The 17,204-nt window shown below is 67.2% G+C and carries 16 protein-coding genes and 2 pseudogenes; 12 read left to right on the top strand and 6 right to left on the bottom strand.

From position 1 onward, the window contains the following. Both ACIBBH_RS41325 and ACIBBH_RS41320 read left to right on the top strand, forming a co-directional pair. A partial coding sequence (locus tag ACIBBH_RS41325; RefSeq protein ID WP_399413982.1) for a 4-oxalocrotonate tautomerase family protein occupies positions 1–105 on the top strand: 105 nt, incomplete at its 5' end. A gap of 269 nt (positions 106–374) precedes the next feature. Continuing rightward, entirely contained in the window at positions 375–671 is a 297-nt protein-coding gene (locus ACIBBH_RS41320) for a hypothetical protein (protein ID WP_399413980.1), read from the top strand. Between the two features lie 23 nt (positions 672–694). Here ACIBBH_RS41320 and ACIBBH_RS41315 read toward each other — a convergent pair whose 3' ends face one another. After that, complete coding sequence (locus tag ACIBBH_RS41315; RefSeq protein ID WP_399413978.1) at positions 695–1,300, bottom strand: ester cyclase; 606 nt, start codon at positions 1,298–1,300, stop codon at positions 695–697. 196 nt (positions 1,301–1,496) lie between these two features. Here ACIBBH_RS41315 and ACIBBH_RS41310 point away from each other — a divergent pair, with 196 nt between their 5' ends. Together ACIBBH_RS41310 and ACIBBH_RS41305 are read left to right on the top strand one after the other, a co-directional pair. After that, positions 1,497–2,027, top strand: a complete 531-nt coding sequence (locus ACIBBH_RS41310; protein ID WP_399413976.1) for a winged helix-turn-helix transcriptional regulator — start codon at positions 1,497–1,499, stop codon at positions 2,025–2,027. A 299-nt stretch (positions 2,028–2,326) separates the two neighbouring features. Continuing rightward, a complete protein-coding gene (locus ACIBBH_RS41305) occupies positions 2,327–4,282 on the top strand; it encodes a DUF6461 domain-containing protein (protein ID WP_399413974.1) in 1,956 nt (651 codons plus the stop codon). 546 nt (positions 4,283–4,828) lie between these two features. On the opposite strand, the pseudogene ACIBBH_RS41300 reads toward ACIBBH_RS41305, so the two are convergent. Further along, positions 4,829–5,323, bottom strand: a pseudogene (locus tag ACIBBH_RS41300) (transposase); the annotation flags it as partial. Between the two features lie 396 nt (positions 5,324–5,719). On the opposite strand from ACIBBH_RS41300, the gene ACIBBH_RS41295 reads away from it, so the two are divergent. Further along, positions 5,720–6,226: a DUF6924 domain-containing protein gene (locus ACIBBH_RS41295; protein ID WP_399413972.1), complete on the top strand. Its 507-nt coding sequence runs from the start codon at positions 5,720–5,722 to the stop codon at positions 6,224–6,226. 549 nt (positions 6,227–6,775) lie between these two features. On the opposite strand, the gene ACIBBH_RS41290 is transcribed toward ACIBBH_RS41295, so the two are convergent. Further along, entirely contained in the window at positions 6,776–7,507 is a 732-nt protein-coding gene (locus tag ACIBBH_RS41290; protein ID WP_399413970.1) for a hypothetical protein, read from the bottom strand. Positions 7,508–7,646: 139 nt separating this feature from the next. Between ACIBBH_RS41290 and ACIBBH_RS41285 the strand changes: the two genes are divergently transcribed. After that, positions 7,647–7,850 carry a hypothetical protein gene (locus tag ACIBBH_RS41285; RefSeq protein WP_399413984.1) on the top strand — a complete coding sequence of 68 codons (204 nt, stop codon included), beginning with the start codon at positions 7,647–7,649 and terminating at the stop codon, positions 7,848–7,850. Between the two features lie 253 nt (positions 7,851–8,103). Here ACIBBH_RS41285 and ACIBBH_RS41280 read toward each other — a convergent pair. Continuing rightward, a pseudogene (locus ACIBBH_RS41280) lies at positions 8,104–8,332 on the bottom strand (IS701 family transposase); the annotation flags it as partial. 52 nt (positions 8,333–8,384) lie between these two features. Next, entirely contained in the window at positions 8,385–9,149 is a 765-nt protein-coding gene (locus ACIBBH_RS41275; protein ID WP_399413968.1) for a YqjF family protein, read from the bottom strand. Positions 9,150–9,459: 310 nt separating this feature from the next. Here ACIBBH_RS41275 and ACIBBH_RS41270 point away from each other — a divergent pair, with 310 nt between their 5' ends. The 4 genes from ACIBBH_RS41270 to ACIBBH_RS41255 all read left to right on the top strand — a co-directional run bounded on the left by ACIBBH_RS41270 (position 9,460) and on the right by ACIBBH_RS41255 (position 13,712). Beyond that, on the top strand, positions 9,460–10,305 hold the full coding sequence (locus ACIBBH_RS41270; RefSeq protein ID WP_399413966.1) for a helix-turn-helix transcriptional regulator: 846 nt from the start codon (positions 9,460–9,462) through the stop codon (positions 10,303–10,305). A 142-nt stretch (positions 10,306–10,447) separates the two neighbouring features. Further along, positions 10,448–10,771 (top strand): transposase family protein, encoded by a 324-nt coding sequence (locus ACIBBH_RS41265; RefSeq protein ID WP_399413964.1) that lies wholly within the window; start codon positions 10,448–10,450, stop codon positions 10,769–10,771. Positions 10,772–11,026: 255 nt separating this feature from the next. Continuing rightward, a complete protein-coding gene (locus tag ACIBBH_RS41260) occupies positions 11,027–11,512 on the top strand; it encodes a hypothetical protein (protein WP_399413962.1) in 486 nt (161 codons plus the stop codon). Between the two features lie 1,312 nt (positions 11,513–12,824). Continuing rightward, a complete protein-coding gene (locus ACIBBH_RS41255) occupies positions 12,825–13,712 on the top strand; it encodes a class I SAM-dependent methyltransferase (RefSeq protein WP_399413960.1) in 888 nt (295 codons plus the stop codon). Positions 13,713–14,337: 625 nt separating this feature from the next. Here ACIBBH_RS41255 and ACIBBH_RS41250 read toward each other — a convergent pair. After that, on the bottom strand, positions 14,338–14,913 hold the full coding sequence (locus ACIBBH_RS41250) for a TetR/AcrR family transcriptional regulator (RefSeq protein WP_399413958.1): 576 nt from the start codon (positions 14,911–14,913) through the stop codon (positions 14,338–14,340). Between the two features lie 85 nt (positions 14,914–14,998). On the opposite strand from ACIBBH_RS41250, the gene ACIBBH_RS41245 reads away from it, so the two are divergent. Together ACIBBH_RS41245 and ACIBBH_RS41240 are read left to right on the top strand one after the other, a co-directional pair. Next, positions 14,999–15,880 carry an SDR family oxidoreductase gene (locus ACIBBH_RS41245; protein WP_399413956.1) on the top strand — a complete coding sequence of 294 codons (882 nt, stop codon included), beginning with the start codon at positions 14,999–15,001 and terminating at the stop codon, positions 15,878–15,880. A gap of 154 nt (positions 15,881–16,034) precedes the next feature. Next, positions 16,035–17,009 carry an alpha/beta fold hydrolase gene (locus ACIBBH_RS41240; RefSeq protein ID WP_399413954.1) on the top strand — a complete coding sequence of 325 codons (975 nt, stop codon included), beginning with the start codon at positions 16,035–16,037 and terminating at the stop codon, positions 17,007–17,009. Positions 17,010–17,204: the final 195 nt, after the last annotated feature.

Genomic DNA, 17,204 nt, shown 5'->3' with positions numbered 1-17,204 from the left:
CGCGCCAACACCATGGTCCTCGTCGAGGAAGTCACCGACGGCGGCTGGGGCATCGGCGGCAACGTCCTCACCCTCGCCATGCTCCAGCAAACCCCGGACGAATAAGCAGCACACCCCCACGGACCAGCCGGGCACACACCACACCACCGGCCGGTCGGCCGAGTACTCACGAAGCTCCGGGGCCACTCACAGAGTCCCGGATACGACCCACTGATGTGCTCCGACCAAGGTCTTCAACGTCCTGACGTCTTCGCCCCGGGATCCTGCCCAGGCCCGCTCCTCGTCGTACGACCAACTCGCGCAGCAAGGACTGGGTCTTCTCCCGAACCGCTCAGAAGAGCAGTCGCGGCCTATAACCGAAGGAGATGGAAGCCATGAGGCATCTGCATTTTTTCGAGGTCAACGTCCCGATACACCACGCCACGGACAAAACGCGGCACGGCCTGCACGTGTTCACCGGGCACGCGGCGTCCACATGGGAGGCCTTGCACATTGCGCACGAGGTGTATGACGCCGCTATGGCGGCGCAGATGGCCGGACTCGGCGTTCCCGAAAGACGGCGGGACGGCTGGGGGGTGAGTGGTCTGCGGCCCGGCTGGGAACCCGACTGGACGGCGGCCCGAGCCGGCCTCTGGAAAGGTTGGGCCTTGGCCAACGATGTCGCGCTCTGATATTGCCGGGAAGACCCGGACGACTACTGCGTGATCTGCCGGTACGCGCCGAAGAGATCCTCCAGATGATCCGTGCGGGCTATCCCCCGTTCAGGGTTGACCTGGTGGATGTCGACGGCCCGGAAGGACACCTTGCGGTGGGTGGCGGGAACCCCTAGGAACGGCCGCTGCTGCGTACCGCTGATCACCGAGCGGACGGTGACGGTGTTCCCTGCGACATGGATGGCCTCGATACGGATCGTCAGGTCGGGAAAGGTGGCCACGATGTCTTCGGCAACGTGCTGCTTCATACCCTCACGCCCAGGCCCTTGACCAGGGGCGAGCGGCGCATCCACAAAGTCCTCCGTCAGGAGCGTGTCGTAGACCGATGTGTCGCCGGTTTCGAAGGGCTTGTAAAGCTGCAGTGCCGTGCGCGCCGTCGCGGAGCGGCGCAGCACCGTCCAGGCCTGGCTGCTCAGTCCGCCGCGGGGCGTCCAGAACCTTGCCGGGCTGTTCTCGCTGAAGGCGACGGTATGGGGCTGGACGGCGCTGCCGACGCCCGCCGGAACGGTGGCGAACGCGGTCAGGGCAAGCACTGAGCCACCCAGCAGTAGGCCATAGCGGTGCGGGGTGCTGATGCCGAAAGGCACGGGTTGCCTCCAGGTACGGGTGACAGGGAGCGTCGGATCGATCACTCCGACGCGGGCCGGGGCCGTTGCTACGGGGGCCAGGAAGGCCGGCGGTGGCGGGCCATTCCCGCACAGACCGCATGGATTCAGACTGGTGCACCATGCCACCAGAGGGAAGTAGGCACTTTGAAGTGCCCAGAAGCGGGTGGAAACACGGGTGTCGAAGACAGCGGAAGAGCGGCGTGCCGAGGCGAAGATCGCCTACAACGCCTTCGTGGAAACGTGCCCCGCACGTCAAGTCCTCGCCCTCATCGGCGAGAAGTGGGTGGCGCTGACCATCAACGCGCTCGCGGGCGGACCGCGGCGCCACAGCGAGCTGCGCTCGCTGATCACCGGCGCGAGCCAGAAGATGCTCACCCAGACCTTGCGCACGCTGGAGCGCAACGGCCTGGTGGCCCGCACCGTCACCGGCTTGGCGCCCGTGCGGGTCGATTACGAACTGACGGAACTCGGCCACACCCTGGTGCCTCTTCTCGCCGCCCTCAAGCAGTGGTCGGAGGGCCACATCGAGGAGATCACCGCCGCACGTGAGGTATTCGCCGAGAAGGCCCGGCCGACTCGCGTGTGGGACCAGCCACCCCGCCACCCGCGTGCGCGCCTGTCTCCCACCGGAAACGACCGGACAGGCCGCCGACACGATGCCGGTGTTGCACCGGTCAGACGGCGGTCACAGAACGTCGGCCGCTGAGGGCCACTCATGACCTCCTGGTGCGGGGAGACGTCGACGCCTTCACCCGGGAGATGGCCCGCTACGCGGCGCTCGGCATCCACACTGCCATCGTCATGCCCCCGGACACCCACCCCCTGGATCGAGCGCCAGGTGACCGCAGCGACTCGCGCACCGGCCACACCGGGCTGACCACGACTCGCGCACCGGCCACACCCGCCCTGCGTCCTCGGCAGATGCCCAGGTTGGGGTGTCCGCCCACCGCCCGCACCGAACCGCGCCAGTGGCATGGCGAGGCTCCCACGCGAAAGGGACGACACATGTACCACCTGAGACAGTTCGACCGGCTGCGCCCGGACCAACCGCTCAGCTCACCCTCCGGCCGGTACGCCCTCCACTACGACGCCACCGGAGTAGCCGTCGTCACGGACCAGGCCACCGGTGAGACCCGGTGGCGTGCGGGAGACACCGGCCATCCCGCCGCAGGCTGGATGCTCCTGGGCACCAGTGGCGCCCTCCAGGTGGAGCAGTCCGGCCACGGGACCGTCTGGGTGTCCGACATCGCCTCGCCCGAGGCCCGGTTGCTGGTCATCACCGATGCCGGCGATCTCGAGCTGGTGGCGGGTGATGGCGTCGCACTGCTGAATTCACGCACCGGCCCCATCGAGGCGAGAGCCCTGCACGATGCCGCGCCGGCCGCCTCCATCACCAGGGAGACCTACTTGGTGAGGGGCAGCAGACAGCGTCGGCTCGTCACCCGCAACGTCGACGGCTCGCTGCAGGTCACACAGGTGCAGGGCGGGACAAGTTACGAGCTGGTCGTGCCACTGGCCCGATGGCTGGAACAGGACGGAACGGATCTGACCTGGCAGATGCTTCCAGATGGCGACCGGAAAGCCTGGACGCTCTGCCTGGTGAACGCCGACGGACAGCTTCTATGGCGTGAGGGCATGCGGAATGTGCCCACGGTACTTCCGCCCGCTGTGCCGCACGCCTACGGCGGCCCGGAACTGGGGCGCGGGGCACGGCTGTGGCACCAGTCGCTGACCTCGTCCTCGGGGGCCTACACCCTTGTGCACCAGGACGACGGCAACCTGGTGCTGTACGACAACGCCGCGCACCGGGAGATGTGGGCCACACACACCTGGTGGGCCGGCGACGGATGGGCCGAGCTGACCGACGACGGCGACCTGGTCGTCCGCAATCTGTGCGGTGCGGCGGTCTGGCGGTCCGGCACCGCGGGGTCGGGCGCACAGCGGCTCAGGGTGGACGATGACGGCGGCGTCGCGCTCCTCGACGGAAGCGGCGCGGAAGTGTGGCGGATCCCGTCAGTGTCGACTGGCTCGATGCCGACGGCTGAGACGGCGCGCGGATCGGCCCTGCGCCGCGGCCAGAGGCTGCAGCGTCAGTCCCTCACGTCACCCGACGGATCCACCGTACTTGCGCACCGGGATGACCGGCGCATCGTCCTGTTCGGCGAGGACGGCCGCTGGCTGTGGCATATAGGCATCCGGGACGCCGAACGCAGCAGCCTCGTGCTCGACGAGGACGGTGTCCTGCGCGTGAGGGAGGACAACGGCACCGTGGCACTCGAGCTCGGTGGACCGGGTGAAGAACTGGTGGTGCTGCAGGGCGAAGCCCAGCTGCGCACCACCGACGGCACGGTGGTCTGGCGCAATGGTGAGCGAATCGCCGCAACCGTAGCGGCCGCGCCCCCCGCCGAGGACTTCACCTCCTGGATGGACGCCCTGATGGCCGAACCCGCCTACTGCGTCACCGTCATTCACGACATCGAGCCGGACGAGGCACTGCGGAGACTGGGCGCCGAACCGGACCAGGTGACGACCGGGACCTGGCAAGACCTGCTCGAGCGAGCCGAACGGGAGGAGGCCGACGAGGTCGAGGACATCGTGGTCGCCGCGTTCGCGCTCGGCCGCCACACGCTTCTCGTCGAGGACAACGGGTGGCAGGCCATCGACCTTCCGGAACTGTCGGAGGGCACGTTCGCGGTGTCGTGCTACCGCAGCATCAACGCCGACTCCGCCTTCGTGGTGTTACGCGACGGCGAGGAAGTGGCCGACCATGGCCGGGACACCGGCAAGGCGGAGCCGACCACGCCTGAGGTGGAACGGGCGCTGACCTCGATGGGATCCGAGAACGTGATCCGCACGGCCTTCGAGGACGACTTGGAGCTCCTGTGCCGCACCGCGGGCGTGAAGCCGACGATCACGGACGTGACCGGGCCCGCGCTCATCGCAGTGATCACCGGTGGCTGAGGCTACAGCGCTGGCCCATCTGGCGATCGCGCACCTTGGCCGGGTGCTCGGCATCAGGGGGTAGACGTCCCCTGGTTCCCCCGGCTGCGCGGCGAATTACTGAGCTTGTCGTTTAACCTCGTCCCTGTTGGGGGTGGGGGATGGAGCAGGCCGTTTTCGAATCCGTCAGGTACTCCGTGATGTGTCAGGGCTGTGGTGCTGAGCTGGAGTGCTGCGGTGTTCAGGCCCTCGTGGACGGCCGCTTGCGGTGGGATGTCGAGTCAACGTGTTCCGCCTGTGGATTCGCGGTCGCCGTGTGTGGTGGGGACCTGCCGAGCGAACGACGGGATCAGATGCTGTCCGAGCATGGGCCAGCGAGGCTGCAGGTGGTCAGTCCGTCGGCGAAGAGTGTCGTGATGATGCAGGTGCTGCGAGCTGAACTCGGCATTGACCTGGTCAACGCTAAGGCTGTGTTGCGCCGCGTGCTGAGCGGTGACTACTCAGGGACCCTTCCTGAGATGGAACTGCTGGCCCGGAAGTTGCGGGCATCTGGCATCGCTGCCGTAGCTACTCGGTCATAGGTGTCTCATCCGGCAGCGCGGTGCGGATGCGCCTGGGCTTGGTGCCCTTCTTGTGGTGGGCGGGGCGACTGAAGGCCTCTCCGGTGGCGAGGACGCGGCCCACGTCGTGGCGGATGGCCGTGTGATGGTTCTTCGAGCCCGCTGGCCTCCCGGGGCCCGGCCGCGCGGGTTTCGGTGCACCAGCCGGTGAGCCGGCCTTCGTGCGCAGGTTTCTGAACCCCCTGCGGACCCGGGCGGGCGTGAGCTTGTTCGGCTCGGCCGGCTTCTCCCAGGGCCTGCGGAGGTCGGCGGCCAAGGGGCGGGCGAGCCGCAGCTGGGCATGAGCTGCGATCACCAGCCACGTCCACCGGTCGGCAGCCTCCGAGCTACGCAGCCGCGGCTTGGTCCACCCGAGCGTCTGCTTGAACAGGCGAAACGTGTGCTCCAGGTCGAAGCGGCGGAGGAAGGACTGCCAGCAGCGGTCGACGTCTGTGGTGGTAGCGCCCTCGTCCCGGATTCGTCGTCGATTCATGCGGTGGACGCGAAAGTTCGACGGCAAGCGGATGGTTGTCGGGTGCTCGCGCGAACACCTCGCTGAGCTGGTCGAACAGGCAGTGATGGTTTGCCCTTCAGAACTGCCATTTGTGCCCATCAAGGGCAGTTCTCGCCGGCTGGGGCGGATCCCGGAAGACGAGGTACCTACACTCGGCGGCATCATACGTCGCTGTGTCACCTTCCCCCACAGCTTTCCGGTCCCCCGGACCATTGTGTCTGCCGGAGGCGATGTCAGTCAGTGCCCGGGTCACGACCACCGGAACCCGAGTATCAGCATCAATGTCAGTGCCGTTCGCTATCTTCCGGTCCCGGTCAGGAGTACAGAATTCTTCGAGGAGTGGTGATGATGGTGACGTTGTCCGGACTGTCAGAGCGCAACGAGTTCTCAGCCGTGATCATCAGGACCGACTTTACGGACGAGGCTGCGTGGCGGGAGATGACGGCGGAGCTGGAGAGGTCCTCCCACTACGACGGCGACCCTGCGGATTCCTATGACGTGGTCGACGCGCCGGAGCTGGACGGCGCGGACACAGACGCGATCCTGGCGGCGATATCGGAGCCGTGGGGCCAGCTCAGTGTGGTGTTCGTCGCCGACAGCACGACGATGCGTGCCGACCACCACGCCCTGCTTGCGGTCACCACCATGACCCGGGAGGACTTTGACGACGACGAGGATGAGGATTACGAAGCCATGGTCGAGTTCGGACGTGAATTCCGCACGGTGCCGCGCGGTGTCCACTCGATCCATGCCAACCTTGAACTGGCCAACATGGACTTCCAGGACTACTCGTCGAGCGCGCACGAGGACTCGGAGGGAGTTTTCCGCTCGTTCTCCTCGACGGCTGGCTGAATGGTGGGGAGCGCCGCTCCCCCAAAGAGCGCGGCGACGGACGCGAACCGAAGGCCCACCGCCCGCCTTGCCGACGCATGACCGGCAGCCCGCGACGAGGGCCCAATCCCACGGAGTCCCCCTCTTTGCCCACAGGCGGCGCACCGCAGCCGGCATGCACCGATCAGGACGGCCTCAGAACATTTGCCGCTGAGCCTGGGCATGCCAGTCTCCGACCTCTCGGTGGTGCCGGTAGGGAGCGTCGGCTCGGGGCGAGGCGGTGAGGGCAGCGAAGCCCCCACAGGTAGCCGGCGAGGTGGAGTCAGTTGTTCTTGATCATTCACCGTCCGACGTTGTGTGTTGCCGGAGGACCAGGTGGCGGGTGACGAGCCGGCGTGGACTTCAGGGCATGCGCGTTGGTGAAGCGGTTGGGAGATGAATGGACTCGTCATTCATGTCCGGGCACGGCGAGGAAGACGCCCGCTTTCTGCCCGCTTCGCGCGGTAGGGCACGCTCCGGATGGCCGATAACAGGTGGTGCGGAGCCCGTCCGGCGGCTGGCGCGCCCGGCTCAACGGCGCCCATGCGACGCAGTGGAAGGCACGGTTTCCGTGACCTGGTAATGGATGCGTCCCCAGCGGCCGCTACGGCGCAGGGTCAGCCCTGCGCGGGCCAAGTAGGGCTCTATGCGGACCAGTCGAGCCCGAAGCGTAGGGCGGCTCAACGGCTGGTCAGAGGTGCCCAGCAACAAGCACAGGTCATGGCAGCACCACGGCCGCCAGTACTGAACCAGCAGCCTCATCAGAAGCTGTTGCGAACCGTGGAGCGGGAGCGGGTGCATCGAGCGCGGCACCGGGCCGGGCGAAATCGGCGAACCGCCGGCCCTGGCGGCTATGAACCAGCGCTGCTCAGCAGCCAGCCGCGCAGCCAGTTCGCGAATGCACATGTCCCGGTTGAGAACGTTCACTGCTCCCGCGCTGAGCAGACCCGAATTGTCAGCGCCGGTCGGTACCAGAGCAATCACCGGCGAAAGTCTGCTCAGTACGCTTATCCGCTGGTCGACGTCCGCCAGCCAACGAGGGTGTGGCACGTCGAGCAACACGAAAGGAGCGGAATCGTCCAGCACCCGCAGATATGCCTTCAGCGAGCCCCAATCCGCAGGAGTCGGCAGTGCCAGTCCGGCCAGGCGCATATTCCGCAGCAACGGTCCGCTCGCAAGCCGGTCCAAAGTGAAGGCAGAGCACTGCACGTTTGACGGACCCCGCTTTCCGGGCAGGGTGCTGCTGTCGGAGGCAGGGCGCATGGGTCTCACTTCCTTCGTGCACATGCCTTGCGGCTGTACCCGGCACGGGCCCGACACGGGCAGCCAACAGCCTCGGCCTCGCCGAGGCTGACATCGGACCGCGAAGCGCTGAGACGCCGAGGAACCGGCCGTCAGGTCGATGGGCACGGCGAGGGACGTCGAGACGGTCCTCATCTCGTGCACCGACTGGGTGCACCAGGAACCGGCCTTGTTCACCAGATTTCATCGGGCCCGCATCGCCACGGTCGCGGACTTTCGGCGAACCGGTCCGGAACGCGAGCCGGCAGTGAAGATCAGCTTCTCTGCCGAGTCGCTGGCCGGGGACACGGCCGCGAGGAGCTGAGTTCCGCTCCGGAGCGAAGGGCCGCCGCGAGCCATGTACGGCCCCCTCCGGAGGGGTGTGTCCGGAGGGGGAACCTGCCGCAATCCTCAGCCGGTGAGGTGGGAGGCGGCCATGGCGACCGTACCGGGGGAGTTGACGGTCGCCAGGGGTGGCTCAAGCCCGCCCCATGGCGAACAGGATATGAGCGTGCCGAGATCTCGGACGTGCCCGAACCCGTGATAACCGTGCCCGAGTGGTGACCGCTTCGTCTCCGCGCCGGGCCAGGGTTTGGGGCCAGTCGCTGTTCGGTGAGGAAGGCGTGGGCGGCGGTGACCAGGGTGACGTGGTGATGCCAGCCGGTCCAGGAACGTCCCAGCCCGGACCCCGGCCGGCCGCACCCGCAGGGACAGGAAGTGCGAGCGCATCGGTCCGCGGGAGCCTTCCCGCCAGGTCACCTCGGTGAAGGCTTCCCGCCCATGGCTGGCCGCGAGCGCGGCGAGCGAGGGATGCCTGAACGACATCGCCAGGCAGGGCTGGCACGCAGCCCGACCGGTTTCACGGTGTCGGGATGCCGGCGGGCCGGGCAGGGCGGCCCAGGCGGACGGGGACACCCGGCGAGTACAGCACACTGACCGGCTTCCCCTGCGGGGCGCGAAGTCCTGCTGCTGCCACGAGTTCCTCCTGGCATTCGAGGAGCTCTGCTCGGTACAGCGGCCAGCGGGGGTGGTCGTTGGGCAGGTAGGCGACACCGCCGAAGAAGGCGTTGTGCATCCCCCACCGGGCGGTCAGGAAGTGCTCCAGTTCCGTTGGCTCTTCTATGCGTTCGCCTGTCCGTATGGTGATCCGGCTGCGTACGCCGCGAGGCCCGGGCCAGCGTCGGGAGCTGGTGTAGGTGTGGGTGCCGCCCTGGGAGCGGACGGACATCCGGGACCATGCGTAGGGCAGCCGGAAACCGGCTCGCCCCATGATCACCGGCAGGAGACGGGAGGCGTCCATCGAGCGGAACACCACGCCGCGCCGGCCGTGGGCGTCGACCGAATACAGGCGCACGTTCGTCTCCGGGAAGGTACCGAGGTAGGGGATCCCGGGCAGCCGGAACCAGCCGACCCGGTGCATCCGGAAGGCAACCAGGCCGACATAAGTGTTCCCATGGAGGGTGTCGGGCACGGTCCCGGCCGGCAGCAGACCGGCCACGACGGCCGGGTCCACGGCCCAATGGATGAAGGCGAGGTCCAGCCACCACTGGGTGAGCAGGGGACTTGCAACGGCTGCGGGAGCGTCAGCGGTGACAGGGACCAGGTTGCGGTCTGTGCTTGTCATGACGCCAGCGTCGCAGAGCCGGTGCCGGCCGCTTCCAGGGCCTCCTCCTCGGCCGCACCAGCTTCACCACCCGGTTTGAGTTGCCGCACCGAAGGGCTCTGCGAGGCCGTCGTCCGTACGGCATAGCGGCGCACGCACGGATAGGTCGTTCGGCCGATGACGCTAACCGACCGCACCATCGACGATGACGACGAGCTGCTCACGATCCACGAGGCGCGCTTCGCGGACTACGCCGCTTCCCCCACGGAGCCCAGACCACGAGCAATCGAGGCTTGGGACCGTACCTCCTCATCAAGATCCAGTGGGAAACGTGAACCCCTCCGCACTCGCCGCATTCCTCAGGTCCCGGCGCGACCGGATTCGTCCGCCCGACGTCGGCCTGCCCACCAGCACCAGGCGCCGTGTCCCGGGCCTGCGCCGCGAAGAAGTCGCGCAGCTGGCCGGCCTGTCGGCGGACTACTACACCGAACTGGAACGCGGAAGCGGTGCCCAGCCCTCCGCCCAGGTCGTGGCCGCCCTCGCCCGGGCGCTGCGCCTGAACGACGACGAGTGTGACCACCTGTTCCGCCTCGCGGGCCGGCCCGTCCCGCTGAGAGCGCACGGCTCCACCGCGCAGGGCCAGCCCGCCCTGCTCTGCTTGCTGGACCGGCTGACCACCACTCCGGCTCAGGTCGTCACCGACCTGCACGAGCCCGTCGCGCAGAACGAATTGGCTATTGCACTGGTCGGCCGGCACCCGGCGGGAGGCGGCTTCACGTCCAGCTTCGCCTACCGCTGGTTCACCGACCCGGACAGTCGGTCGCTATATCCCGAGGAAGACCACCGGCACCACTCGCGGGCCTACGTGGCGGATCTCCAAGCGGTCGCCGCCCGCCGCGGCCGCGACGCTCAAGTGGGGCAGATGGTCGCCGAGCTGCGACAGCACAGCCAGGAGTTCGCCGCCCTGTGGGACACCCACGACGTCGCCCTGCGCCGAGCGGGCCAACAACGGCTCGTCCACCCCGTGCTGGGCATCATCGAGGTGGAGTGCCACAGCCTGTTCAGCGAGGAGGGATGCCAGCGCCTGCTGTGGATGACCGCGCCACCCGGCACAACAGGCGCCACCCAACTGGAGCTGCTCTCCGCGGTCGGAGCCTTACGAGCTCGTGCACGGTAGGCGGTGAGACGTCGAGCCGCTGATAGTCGATCATGGTTGCGTGGTGGGGAGTGCGGCTCGTGCAGCGATCATCAGGCGACCGAAGGATCACGGGCCTGTCGGCTGAGGTGATTGCTGAACTCGTCGCCGAGCTTGGGCCGTTGTGGCACGAGCGGCACCAGGCCAAGCTCATGTCACGGCCACGGAAGCGGGATTGGGCGCCAGCGCGAAGCACCAGTTGGTGTTCGTCGATCGGCTCCTGGCCACGCTCGTGCACCCCCGCCACGGGACCACGCACGACGTGCTGGCCTGCTGGTTCAGCGTGGACCGCTCCACCGTCACCCGGGCCATTGGCAAGGTGAGGCACCTACTCGCCGAGCGGGGGTGCACCGTCAGTCCCGGCGTGCGGCTCAAGACCCTGGTGAACTCCGGTGAGGCAGGCGCTGTCGACGGTTTGGGTATGCCCTTTCCGTCTCGATTACGATAGAGCGATGCTCGTTTGAGTCGTTGTTTTCGACCCTATTGCTCATGCGAGCAAAGGGGTGAGGCAGGGAAGCCTGAGAATGCTCAAGTTTGTATTGCTTGTCGGCCATGGCTTGCATAGCATCAGACTCAACCCTCGCTCGGACTGTTGGGGGGAGGACCGTGGAGAAATCTGTGGTTTGGCGGGGCGGCGCGCCGGAGGGGCAGTGACTGGTGCCGATCCTGACGAGCACTTGGTTCTGTCGAAGGGAGTAGTCGTATGGCAACGCAGCAGTCCCACGAGGCCGCTACACGCCACGGAATCACGGCTCTGGAGCAGGCGTACAGCGGTATCTTTAGATGCCAACAGGACGTGCAGTCCACCAGATTTGCCCTGAGTGGGGGCTATGGCGGCTGCGACGGGAACAAGTACCAGAAGCTTTTGGAGCAGTGGGACGACCACGTGGACACAATTCTGGTGAATCTCGACCGGATGGTCCGCGAACTCAACGGGACCCTTGTCGAGCACCGGCGTGCCCAGGGCTCAGCGAACGACGCGATCGACGGCGAGTTCAAGCGGTCCCGGGAGGTCTTCTCCACTCTGAATCCGGACAAGGGTCATTACAGGCTGCGTCCTCTGCCCGAGTCGGTGGCCCTGCCCACCGCTCCCGGCTTTCACCTGGTGAGGTCGGACGACGGAACAGTGACTCGGGTGTCACCCTCGCGGGTGACGATGACCGTGGTGACCCACTCGACCAGGGCGTGAGGCAAGTCGAGTGCGGCAGGACAGGAAAACCGACGAGGCTCCTGCGCCAGTGGGTTGAGACTTCGAACATCTCCTCCAGCGGCACGGAGCCTTGTGCGTTGCGAGCCCCGCCGTCGTCACCCGATCAATGGCCACGCTGAAAGGGCTCACCGATCATCAAGGGCTATCCGTGGTGGCCGGGGCCGCAATCCCGGCGTTCGTTCGATGGGGGGGGGTCAACCCGACTCTCTTCAGGGTGAGGGAACGGCGGTCGTTCACAATGACGTCGTGATCACCTGGTTCACGCGGCGGTAGCCCGCCGAGGAGACCCGTCACCCGGCACAGCCGAAGCCGTGTGGGGGAACACCAGATCGTCAGATCGTCAGAACGGCCCCGGCCACGAGAGCCGGGTCCATGGCCCAATGGACGAACGTGAGGTTCAACCACCAGTGGGCGAGCAGAGGACGTGCTGTCGCTGCGGGGGCGTCCGGGCTGACGGGGCCTGGGGCAGCGCTCTGTGCTTGACATGGCGTTACACCGTAGAGCAACGGGACCGGCCGCTGCCGGGGGCTCGGCAGGCTTTCCGCCTTGGCCGAACTCAGCGTCCCCAGGAGGAAGGGCGACGCGGCCTCCTCATCGTCTCCGCCCTGGCCTCCTCCTGGGGTAATTCACTCAGCGGACGGATGGTTCGAACTGGACGATCCCCTCGCCTGAGGTACCACAGATGACGTCGTGTTGAATGAAAAGGTGAGGCAGTCGGGGAAATACACGCTCGGTTGAGTAATCGAATTTCGAGCGTCGTGCTCATTTGGGCAATTGGGGAAGTCGTAGGACCGCCTCTGCAGGTTTGATTCTGATTGCCAATCAGCGAAGCCTTGCATAGTATCAACTGGGCCCAGCTTGTCAGCCTCTCGAAGGGGACAGTCATTCAGTAGATGTCTCCACTCTGAACCCCAAAAGGCCACTGCGCGCTGGATCACGACCCCAGAGCGGTGCCTCGCATGCCTGCTCGCGTGCGGGAGGTCGTTGCAATCGGTAACACGGGTGCCGAGAGGGTGACGGGGCGAAGATTCCCCATGCCGCGCACGTACTGGAGGAGGTGGGCGCGCGCCAACGAGTTGCGCTAACTCCCCAAACCTCATGAGACATTGAGAGACACGCATGCGCGAGACAGCCGCGCCCCAAGTGGACACGGACTCACCGGTGGGGGACTTCACCTCCTGGAAGCACGCGTTGACAAACGACAACCGCTATTGCGATTGAAGGCTGCTCATCGAGCCGGAAGCTATTGCTGTTAGTCCTTGCATTGCCCAAGGTTCGCAAGAAGTGAGCCATGTACAGGGATTCCACGAATAAGAGGTTCCAACCCGTGAGCCAGATCACCCCGTCTGCGTCCTCCGACGCGGTAAACAGCTACGCCCTTGGCAGGTCCGAGCAGGAATACGAACGTCTTCGTGAGCAGGCCCGGCGGTTCGAAGAGGCAACGCAACTGATCCTCCGCCGGGCCGGCATACCCCAGGGCGCACACTGCGTTGACATCGGATCAGGTCCCGGCGAGGGGATGCGGTTGCTCCGCCGGTTCGCAGGTCCCTCCGCCATGGTGACCGGCATGGACATCGACGGGGTACTCGGTCGCGCGTCACTGCGGAGGCTGGAAGACGAGGAGAGCGGCAGGTTCGAATTCCACGAGCTGGACATTGAGAAGGCGGACCGTATACCGGGCGGCCCCTATGAAGTCGTCTTCACCCGGCTCGTCCTGCTACATCTGCGGGACGCGGTTTCCGCGGTGCGCAAGATGTACGAGGCTGTGGCCCCCGGCGGTCTTCTGGTCGTGCAGGACTTCGATCTGCGCACCTGGGAGACCTTCCCCTCCTTCGAGGACAGTGACCTGCCGCGGGACGTTCTCATGGCCACCCTGCGGGCCAGTGGCAAGGAACCGCTGGTCGGCCCAAAGCTTCCGGAGATATTCCGTGCGGCCGGGGTGCCGGAACCGGACGAGTGCTGGCGGACGGGCGGCATGGCCTTCCGGGGGGACGGCGGCATCGAGGTCGGGCTCGAGTTGCTGCGCAGCACGCTCCCGGCCGCGTTGCGGCTGGGTGTTGTCACCGAGGAGCGGGTGCAGCGGTTCTTCACAGCCATGGACCAGCGCATGCGGACCGACGACATGCTCTATCAAGTGTCGCCCACGATGGTGGGGGCCTGGGTCCGCAAGCCCCGTTGACGCGTGATGCACAAGGTCGTGAGCAGGGCATCTGCGGTGGTCTTCAGAGTGTTGAGGATTGAGCGGATGCCAACCGAGACCGTTCACAGGCCCGCATGTGGATCCGCCCGAGCTGAGGGCAGTGTGTGCAGGCGGTGGATCGATGGCGGAGGCGAGAGCAATCAGGGCCGCGCGGAGGCGACTTGCCCGGTGCCGTCCAGGGGAGCCACCCGGCTTGGCCGCCGGGGCTGGTCAGTTGCGTCGGCGTGCGGTCGTGGGAACCATGTGGCGCTCGGCCCAGAGGCTGGTTGACGTCCGGACGGTGCAGCGACGCGACGCGGACCTTCCGGCCGTGGCCGCAAGGCTCCGACCAACGGTGCGGGCATGCCCTGTGGCCGGGTGTGGCCACCGGCGCGCCGCGGGCGCTGCGTTGCCGCAAATCCGTGTGATCAAGAGCGATCTGGCGCGACCGGACGCGCCGGCTTCGCCATCGCAGACCGCTTTCGCCGCCGCGCGCAGCTATCAGTCCCCCGCACGCGTTCAGCGACGGATTTCTCCGGCGCTTACGCGGTCGCGGCCGGGATGCCCGTCGCCGGTATCGTGGCGGCGCTGCCGCCCCGGTGCGGTGAGGGACCAGAGGCCGCGGTCAGATGGGTGCGCGTTCCGCGAGCACGTTCCTCAGTTCCTCCATCGACGCACGGAGGATCCCCGGCAGGTCCGGCTGGCCTGGCTTGCTGATCCAGCGCGCGAAGGCGACCTTGAACACGGCGATCCCCGTCTCGGCGGCCAAGCTCGCGGTCGGCTCGGGGATACCGCGGCCGCGCAGCGCGTCAGCCATCGCCGCGGCGAGGCCGGCGAGCTTGATCAACTCGCGTTCCCGTAGCTCCGCGTTCGCTGACACGACGGCCTCGCGCAGTCTGACCCGTTCGGGGTTTTCCTGCAGCAGGGCACCCAGGGCTTCGAGGGCGGCGCCCACCGCGTCCATCGGCGTCGCGCAGGCCGGCACGTCCGTGACGGTACCCGCCAGCAGGTCCCGCGCCATCTCCATGCCAAAGAACAGGACCTCGCGCTTGTCGGCGAAGTGCCGGAAGAAGGTCCGCTCGGTCAGTCCGGCCCGCGCGGCGATCTCGGCCGCCGTGGTCTTCTCGAACCCCTGCTCGGCGTAGAGCGTCAGCGCTGCCTGCGCCAGCCGACCGCGCGCGTTCGGCTCCCATCGACCCATGCCACGATCATACGTGACGACAGTGACTGACATCAGGGGGTAGTCTGATGACAGTCACTGACGTCATCGATCGGGAGGTTTTGTCATGCGGGTATTCGTCACGGGCGCGTCCGGCTGGGTCGGCTCGGCCCTCGTCCCCGAACTCATCAGCGCGGGTCACCAGGTCCTCGGGCTCGCCAGGTCGGACTCCTCGGCCGCCGCCATCGCCGCCAAGGGAGCTGAGGTGCTCCGCGGCGACCTGGACGACCTGGACGCCCTGCGCGCAGGGTGTGCCGGCTCCGACGGGATCATCCACCTCGCGTTCAACCACGACTTCACCCAGTTCGAGGCCTCGATAAAAGCTGACGCGCGTGCCATCGAGGCGATCGGCGCCGCGATCGAGGGCTCCGGCAAGCCCCTGGTCATCGCCTCCGGGACGCCCGCACAGCCTGGGCGCGTGGCGACTGAGCGCGACGAGCCCGCTCCCGGCTCACCTGCGGCGGGCCGGGACGCGAACGCGCAGGCGGTTCTCGACCTGGCGGAACGCGGCGTCCGCTCGTCCGTCGTGCGGCTGCCCCGGACGGTGCACGGCGAAGGCGATCACCACGGCTTCATCGCCCGCCTGACCGCAACAGCCCGTGACAAGGGCGTCTCCGGCTACGTCGGCGACGGGTCCAGCCGCTGGCCGGCGGTACACGTACAGGACACCGCGCACCTGTTCCGCCTGGCGGTGGAGCAGGCCCCGGCGGGATCGGTGCTGCACGCGGTCGCCGACGAGGGCGTGCCGGTCCGCGACATCGCCGCAGTGATCGGCCGCCACCTGAACCTGCCGACGGCTTCCGTCCCTGCCGAGGATTTCGGCTTCCTGGGCAGGATCCTTGCGGTCGACCAGCCGGCATCCAGCGCGCTGACCCGCGAGCTGCTCGGGTGGCGGCCGGTCCAGCCGGGGCTCATCGAGGACCTGGACAAGGGCCACTACTTCGCCTGAGCAGGCGCCTCGCCGGCGGCGGCACAGCCAAGGTCCGGCCCGTCCGGCAGGTGGGCGGGATACCACCGGAGCGAGCGGGCGACCGGCTCCGCCGCCGGCGGGAGGCGTCGGCCCGGCACCAGTGCGATGTTCGTCATGAAAGGAAACGGCTGTGATGCAGTACGGACCGGACAACCCCGACGCCACGTACGTCGAGCACGGGTACTCCGAGTCGGGCTTCGACACCGGCGAGGTGACGCTGAACTACGCCACGACCGGATCTGCCGACAAACCTGCTCTCCTGCTCGTGCCGGCACAAGCGAACTCCTGGTGGAGCTATGAGGCGGCCATGAAGCTCCTGGCGGACGACTTCGAGGTGTTCGCCGTGGATCTGCGCGGCCAAGGGCGCTCAACGCGTACCCCGGGGCGCTATACGCTCGACAATATGGGCAACGACCTGGTGCGGTTCATCTCAGGACGCATCCGGCGCCCGGTCATCGTCAGCGGCCTGTCCTCCGGCGGCCTCATCGCAGCGTGGCTGTCCGCGTACGCGCCGCGCGGCATGATTCGAGGGGCTTACTACGAGGACGCGCCGCTGTTCTCGTCGGAGATCCGGCCTCCCTACGGCCAAGGCATGAGCCAGGCCGTCGGCCCGATGCTCAAGCTCATGAACATGTACCTGGGTGATCAGTGGTCGGTCGGCGACTGGCGGGGGCTGCGGCAGGCCCTGCCCCGGGATCTGCCGCCCGCACTGCGCCAAGGTCTGGTGACGATGGCCGGGCCGAATCACTCAGGCGGTTACTTGACCGGCGATGAACCGCCCCAGAGCGTGAAGGAATATGACCCCGAGTGGGCTCGGGCCTTTTGGACCGGCTCGGCCACCGCCTCCTGCGACCAGGCCCGCATGCTCGCCGCGGTCAAAGTCCCCGTGATGTTCGCCCACCACTTCCGGAACATCGATGAGGAGACAGGCAGGCTGCAAGGGGCCATATCGGATCTCCAGGTACGGCACGTACGCGAGCTCATTACCCAAGCCGGGCAGCGATTCGACTACAAGTCGTTCCCGGAAATGGGCCACAACATGCACGAGATCGATACGCAGCTGTATGTCGCAGTCCTGCGCGACTGGATCTCGTCACTCGCCGCCTGACTTCGGGCGGTTTGACGAGGCGTGATGTCGCCATTCCTCCGGCACGGCGCGGACCACGACAGCCGTCACACCCCCGCGCAACCCGCACCTTTGGAGATCTCTAGTAGCGCGTCGCTGCTTAATTGCGGCGTGTCTGGTGGGTTCCTCCTTCCCTTTTGCCGGACAGGACTCCGTCATGGGTTCACAGAAGAAGCG

The organism is Streptomyces sp. NPDC051636, assembly GCF_044453765.1.
Lineage (GTDB): Bacteria > Actinomycetota > Actinomycetes > Streptomycetales > Streptomycetaceae > Streptomyces.
Note: the sequence above shows the minus strand (reverse complement) of the source record. Positions and strands in the feature narration are given on the sequence as shown.